Genomic DNA, 6,460 nt, shown 5'->3' on the forward strand with positions numbered 1-6,460 from the left:
GAATAACCGAATACATTGTGCCGAAGGTAAAGCAATAAGCCAAATGTATGCAAAAAAACCGAATACATTGTGCCGAAGGTAACGTAAACGAGCCAGCACCTATACACATGCTGAAGAACATTTAGAAGAACCCGCACCACATGCGGGTTCTTCTGCGCTATAAATATACTTCAACTTTTTTCATCAGTGGAAATTTTACGGCATATATTTCTCAGCAATGCTGGTGACATATCCGTCTTTTTTAGTAATCACACATGGGGGCATAAAATCAGTATATTGCTTGAAATATACGATAAACTCCTGCTTGCTTACTTCTTTTAGAGCACCTGAATTAGCATCAAGTATAGAATATTTGGTATCCTCTGTAACCTCTAATGGATCGGTATACGTATATTTGTTGAGGATATAAAATCCATTAGGCATATCATCATCTGGATTAATATTCAACCCTTTAAAGCGAGCGGAATCCTCCATTGTTAGCCATTCAATGTTATCAAAATCAAAGGAATGATTCTCCAGGCTAAGATTAAAAACATAGCCTATTAATATACTCTCGGGCGTGATCGCAAAATCATCAGCTGTAGCCTCATTGTCCACCACAAGCTGATCCAGCTTAACATGCTGACCCATTCCAATATCATTGCTTATATAATTCATTGCGACCTGTAAAGGATCAAGTTGTGCTGGCTCCTCCCCCTCATCAGCTAATGTCTGCAGACGGGCATAATATTCAGCTATCGTAACATCGGTTTGAGGTATATTGTAATACTCGTTTCCGTTCGAATCCTTCCAACGCTCTACACTCCAAATCCCTGAAGCGCCTTGAATAACAGGTTGGGATAACAACAGTTGGCTTGTTTCGCCTGTAGTTAAGGGGAATTTCACTAGAATATGCTTCCCACTATAAGTTTCATGCGGAAGCTGATGGTTTGCTTCAAGAAACACACGCACTGCCATTTCTTGACCGGCTGGTGAAGACATATCATTCTCTCCACTCCTGATGACGCCCAGATACTGCGGTGTTGAATTCATAATGGAAAAAATAAGTATCGGCTTTCCCATGCTTCCTTCTTCGGTAATAAATCCATCGACCATATTTTCCGTCATCATCAGCTTAGTTGGATCATCCGGTTTCAAGCGATATTCTAAACTCCAAATTTCCAAGGGTGTTGCAAGCAGTTCGTCCAATGACGCTATTTTTTCAAGCTTAGTAATTTGACTATCAATTATTTTAATATCTCTACTGTTCTCATAACTCGTAATGTTCTGCTTCATAAATTGCTCGGCATAATCCTTTACGGTTAATGGATCATTTTTCGGATTACTTATGAGCCCGACACACAGTGCAGCCACGACTAAGATTGCGACTAAAATAACCCAAAAGGCTGGTTTTTTATAATTCAGAATATTTTTAATTCGTCCTTTTGTGTTGCTCTCGCCAAAGGCAAGTGGTGAACCACCCATAAACCGTCTTCCAGTAGATAAGGACAAAAGTGATGTCGAATATTGCTTTTTGATTCCACTGCCCATCTGTCTTATGACGCTTTCGTCACAGGACTTCTCCATATCATCACTCATCAGATAAAAAGCAAGCCAAACCAATGGATTAAACCAATGTACGCACAGAACAGCGAACGCTAAAGGTTTTATCATGTGGTCGCACCTGTGTATGTGCACTTGCTCGTGTTTGATGATATAAGCTTTTTCATGATCGGAAAGACCGTTTGGAAGGTATATTCTAGGCTTAAAGAAGCCGAATACAAAAGGTGTGGAGATGCCGTTATGCTCATATACATTTTCGAAAAGTGGGGTTGCGTCTCTTAAGTTTAGTGAAAGTCGAATAGTAGTAACAATGCAGTAAATGAGCAGCAGCACAATCCCAATCAACCATAGATATTGGACAATGTTAATCCACACGTCTGAAGGATTTGAAGGGATTATACCACTTGGTACAGCAGGTGTAGAGGGGATAGGTACGGGTGATATATTATTTACGGCTTGCTCGGATGTGTTGATTACATTTGGGATTCGAGGCGTTTGTGTGTATAGCTGATTTAGAGGTGAGTTCTGGACTTCAGAAGGGATAAAACTAAATATACTCTCCATCGAGAACGGACATAGAAGCCGGAACAAAACCACAGACCATAAGGCAAAGGAGAATATTTTGGGAACTTTTCTTAAGAACAGCCGCGCCACGATGATAAACACAATCACATAACTTCCCGTAATGCTCATGTTTAAAAGTTGTCCAAACAGCTGAGCCACCGTTACTCCTCCTTATGCTCATGGATTAGTCTTAGAACATCATCAATTTCGCTTTCACTTAATTTCCGACTCTTTGTAAAAGCAGCCAAAAATTTGGGTAACGAACCGCCGAAGGTTTCCTTCACAAACGCCTTGCTCTGCTCCGCATAAAAGTCATCCTTTTTAATAAGAGAACCTACCACACCATTATCATTGATAAAAATCTCTTTAGCTTCAAGTCTTTTTAACATCGTGTACGTCGTTGATTTCTTCCAGTTTAGCTCGGATTCACACAACTTCACCAGATTCCCTGAAGGAATCGGTTCGTGGTCCCATATTAATTCCGCAAATTTCCCTTCCATTTCGGTCATTCTGAGATCCTTCAACCTGGCACCTCCCGTTGGTCTACAATTCCTAGACCTTCCATTTGAATTAGAGTTTACAACTTGTAGACCGTTTTGTCTACAAAATATTCCCAGCACAAAAAAGAGACTCTGTCTTTGTAAACATCGCCTCTTTGCTACCTTTATAAAGGGTAAAACACAGATAAGTCACGGAACAATAGTCCGCCCTCTTCTAGTCTGTTCAGCTCCTCTTCTACATCAGTTACAATATGGCTTTCTCGCTCATGAGCTGTATTGATTAACCACGGTTGCCCCTGTCTTAAAAAACAAAGATCATCAGGCACCCTAGTCTGCACCCATGAGTATAAGCTCGTAGAATAGGATAGTAAAATATCGACCGCATCCGGTGAACATCTAAAAAAATAAACATCTGCGTAATGTCCCATAAGCCGAGTTCCCGGCCAATAATCATCTTTGACGATCTCTTTGAGAAAAGGCTGTAACCGTTCCAATAGTTCATATCCTTCTGGCTCTAACTCCATCTGATCACGTTTGACCAAAATAAATTCATCACACACTTCCATAGCTACCTGTATCAGCGTCTTATAGGCCTGACCCGTTGGGTCCTGCAAAATAGTATTTATAATAATGTCCGCCCCTTACTTATTTATATTATTTAAATACTCCTGATGCATCCTTCCCCAGCCACACATGCTATCCAAAACAGTAATTAGTGATTTGCCATGTTCTGAAATACTATATTCCACCCTCAATGGAAGCTCATGAAAAATCACACGATCGATAAGTTGATTCTCTTCAAGCTCCCGTAGTTGCTTAGTTAATGTCCCTTGAGAGACCTCTGGAATAATCCGCCTGAGTTCGCCAAATCGTTTGGTACCATCTATCAATAAAATAAATAAAATGAGCGGCTTCCACTTTCCACCGATCTTATCAAGCGTTGTAAGCACTCCGGCCAATCTCGGCTCCAGTAAATCCATGTGATCATCTCTTTCGATAGTTATTCTATTTAACAGCTAGTACGAACAATCGTACCTAGTACGAAAAAAGTGCGTACTGTGCAGAATTTCTTTTATACCTAATAATAAAAAACAGAACTTAAAAGTCCATTTAACTATGAACGGAGTAGATAAAAATGTCCAGGAATTCATTAAAAAACCAGCGAATCGTCATTATCGGAGGAAGCTCCGGAATTGGGCTCGCGACTGCCAAACAAGCGGTTGAACAAGGCGCATATGTCATAATCGCCGGGCGTTCACAAGAAAAATTAGAAAAAGCCCAACAATTTCTAGGGTCCGAATCTAACGAAATTCATTCGCTTGATAATCAAAATGAAGAAGACTTAAAGTCATTTTTCGAAAAAACCGGCAACTTCGATCATTTGTTCACTCCCGGCGCCTCCTATGTTAGAGGACCAATTACTTCAAGCTTAGAGATTGCTCATAGCTGCTTTAATGCAAAGTTCTGGCCTCAGTATAATGCTGTGAAATACGCGATCCCCTATATAAACGCAACAGGCTCTATTGTTCTGATGTCTGGCGCATTCGGTCAACGACCACTTGCCGATGGTGCCTCCTATGCAGCTTGTAACGGCGCGATTGAGAGTCTGGGAAAAGCATTGGCTGTAGAATTGGCTCCTATTCGAGTAAATGTTATCTCCCCAGGCACCATTCATACCAACTTTAATTGGATAGGAGCAGAACAAGAAACTAGAGACAAGTCCTACGATGAATATACAAATATGAATATCCTTGGCAGGGTAGGGCATGCCGACGAAGCAGCACATACAACCCTTTATTTGATGACTAATAACTATACTACGGGAAGCACCCTATTTCCTGATGGGGGTTATATTTTACGATGAAAAATAAAAAAGCCCATATATTTGTGGGCTTTTTTTAATAAACTTAATCCTATGTAAGCGCCTGAATCGTTCCTCACTTGTTTCTTAATTAGGAATAGTATACTTTTTCTACTTTATATAATGTATGCTCGATAGTTGGGCAGAGATCGGCATCTACTTTATAAAATTTCACTCGAAAGTATAAACTTTTCAGAAAGTTCTTTATATTATTTTTTTGCCTAAAGGCAGGAAGAAACTCTGAACTTTTCTCCACATCACCAAAACTTTGAATCCATTGCTCTACATCAGTCTGACTAACTATTTTTCTATTTAAAATACTAATTATGGGTCTTACCATTCTCTCATCTTCCCCATCGGAGTAAATTCGATCTGTTATGATCATCTTTTCATAAACCAAATGGAGAATCGTTTTGAGGTCATTGTTATCCAGTTCGGAGCTTTGAGCTAAATCATCTAAAGCATCTGCTGCATGGGCTATGGCATGAGCCCAGCCCTTTTCTTCATCATACCCGCGGTAATCTCGCTCTTCTTGTACATTGTAAAATACTTTCTCTTTTATCTGATGAATTTGCTCTCTTGAGAGAAATGGTGATTCTCTATGTCTCTCTAAGACGAGTGGTATGACTAACATTGAGAAAGATCGAGTAAAGACAGCGTCTGTATTTGTTTCACCAAGCTTAAAATGCAAATGGTTATGATCCAAAATAACTGGAAGAAGTTGTTCTAGTTCATTTGCAGTTAGAGAATTACCAGGAATCCAATGTGATAAGATTGTATAAATCAGGTCATCACGCAGCTCGGCATCCACAGAACCGATGTTATGTATCATTTCTTGTATTAACTGGTTGGTATCGGGAGGTGCTTGGTAGCCATTTTCTTTTATTACTATCAACTTTTCTTTTAAATTCATTTTACACACTCCTACTAGAAATTTCCGTATACAGCGCAATAGCGCGACAATTAACAGAGATATTAGTTTATAAAATGTCACACTATCCTTTCGGGTTGTTGGTATTTATCATGGTACTATATATAGTATTATGGGCAAACTTTTATTGTTAAGCGACACCCTTTTCACATTTTAGAATAGCCTATTCAATAACCAACCAAAGGTGGTACGAAAATGAACCAGAAACTAGGTACAACAGATTCTAAGCATCGTGTTATCCCCTTTAAAGGCGTCCTCAATTTCCGAGATATGGGCGGATACACCACCTCAGATGGCCGTAGAGTCAAATACGGTTTGTTTTTTCGATCAGCCGAATTAACAGGAATGACCGATCAAGATATAAAACTCTTAAAATCACTGGGGATAAAGACCATATTTGATTATCGGGGAATAGAAGAAATTCGTTTAAAACCAGATCCAGTCATTCCAGGAGTTAATAACATTTGTGTACCTGCACTAAAGCAAGAGGTGCCTGGAGACATGAGAGATGTGGTTCGTTCTGGATTCCTTGAACATTTTACGACAGACTTTTTGGTTAATATGTATTTGGATATGGCCTTTAATAACCCTTCCTTCAAACGACTTATGGCAACTATTATGCTTCCAGATGAATTCAGTATCCTGCATCATTGTGCCGGTGGAAGAGATCGCACTGGCGTAGGATCAGCATTCATCTTCCTGGCACTTGGCGTTCCAAGAGAGACGATTATAGAAGACTACTTGCTCTCCAATCAGACACTTGGTCCTTTGAATGAGCAAATAAAAAAGCAAGCCTCACAGCATTTGTCACCTAAGGAAGTCGATACTGTTATGGCTGCGCTTATACTGCGCAGAGAATTCATGGAAGCCATTTTCTCTGCCATCGACGCGCGTTATAAAAGTGTAGAGATTTTCCTCGAACAGGAATTCGGCATGACTGCTGATAAGCGCAAGCAGCTACAAGCCTACTGTTTAGAAGCTTAATAACTTATTGAGCCATGGACTAATCCATTAAGATAGCGATTAAAGTAGAAGGGGCTGTCCCAAAAGCCAAGTACTGGC

The 6,460-nt window shown here is 40.0% G+C and carries 7 protein-coding genes; 2 read left to right on the forward strand and 5 right to left on the reverse strand.

Going from position 1 to position 6,460, the window contains the following annotated elements:
* Positions 1 to 195 precede the first annotated feature (195 nt).
* From CA598_RS30675 to CA598_RS30690, 4 genes are all read right to left on the reverse strand, one after another.
* Positions 196 to 2,265 (reverse strand): M56 family metallopeptidase, encoded by a 2,070-nt coding sequence (locus CA598_RS30675; protein ID WP_094878949.1) that lies wholly within the window; start codon positions 2,263 to 2,265, stop codon positions 196 to 198.
* 2 nt (positions 2,266 to 2,267) lie between these two features.
* Positions 2,268 to 2,630, reverse strand: a complete 363-nt coding sequence (locus CA598_RS30680; RefSeq protein WP_094878950.1) for a BlaI/MecI/CopY family transcriptional regulator — start codon at positions 2,628 to 2,630, stop codon at positions 2,268 to 2,270.
* Between the two features lie 140 nt (positions 2,631 to 2,770).
* Positions 2,771 to 3,166, reverse strand: coding sequence for a hypothetical protein (locus CA598_RS30685; protein WP_143812487.1), 396 nt, complete (start codon positions 3,164 to 3,166; stop codon positions 2,771 to 2,773).
* A gap of 81 nt (positions 3,167 to 3,247) precedes the next feature.
* On the reverse strand, positions 3,248 to 3,586 hold the full coding sequence (locus CA598_RS30690; RefSeq protein ID WP_094878952.1) for a winged helix-turn-helix transcriptional regulator: 339 nt from the start codon (positions 3,584 to 3,586) through the stop codon (positions 3,248 to 3,250).
* 155 nt (positions 3,587 to 3,741) lie between these two features.
* Between CA598_RS30690 and CA598_RS30695 the strand changes: the two genes are divergently transcribed.
* On the forward strand, positions 3,742 to 4,470 hold the full coding sequence (locus CA598_RS30695) for an SDR family oxidoreductase (protein WP_094878953.1): 729 nt from the start codon (positions 3,742 to 3,744) through the stop codon (positions 4,468 to 4,470).
* Positions 4,471 to 4,558: 88 nt separating this feature from the next.
* Here the strand turns inward: CA598_RS30695 and CA598_RS30700 are convergent, their stop codons facing one another.
* Positions 4,559 to 5,380, reverse strand: a complete 822-nt coding sequence (locus CA598_RS30700; RefSeq protein WP_094868649.1) for a DUF2785 domain-containing protein — start codon at positions 5,378 to 5,380, stop codon at positions 4,559 to 4,561.
* Between the two features lie 213 nt (positions 5,381 to 5,593).
* On the opposite strand from CA598_RS30700, the gene CA598_RS30705 reads away from it, so the two are divergent.
* On the forward strand, positions 5,594 to 6,382 hold the full coding sequence (locus CA598_RS30705) for a tyrosine-protein phosphatase (RefSeq protein WP_094868648.1): 789 nt from the start codon (positions 5,594 to 5,596) through the stop codon (positions 6,380 to 6,382).
* Positions 6,383 to 6,460 lie beyond the last annotated feature (78 nt).

It is taken from the genome of Paenibacillus sp. VTT E-133291, assembly GCF_002264395.1.
Classification (GTDB): domain Bacteria; phylum Bacillota; class Bacilli; order Paenibacillales; family Paenibacillaceae; genus Paenibacillus_AQ; species Paenibacillus_AQ nitricinens.

Excerpts from the sequence above, each read along its gene's own strand:
- CA598_RS30700 (WP_094868649.1), bottom strand. The coding sequence starts at position 5,380 with ATGAATTTAAAAGAAAAGTTGATAGTAATAAAAGAAAATGGCTACCAA.
- CA598_RS30690 (WP_094878952.1), bottom strand. The coding sequence starts at position 3,586 with ATGGATTTACTGGAGCCGAGATTGGCCGGAGTGCTTACAACGCTTGAT.
- CA598_RS30695 (WP_094878953.1), top strand. The coding sequence starts at position 3,742 with ATGTCCAGGAATTCATTAAAAAACCAGCGAATCGTCATTATCGGAGGA.
- CA598_RS30705 (WP_094868648.1), top strand. The coding sequence starts at position 5,594 with ATGAACCAGAAACTAGGTACAACAGATTCTAAGCATCGTGTTATCCCC.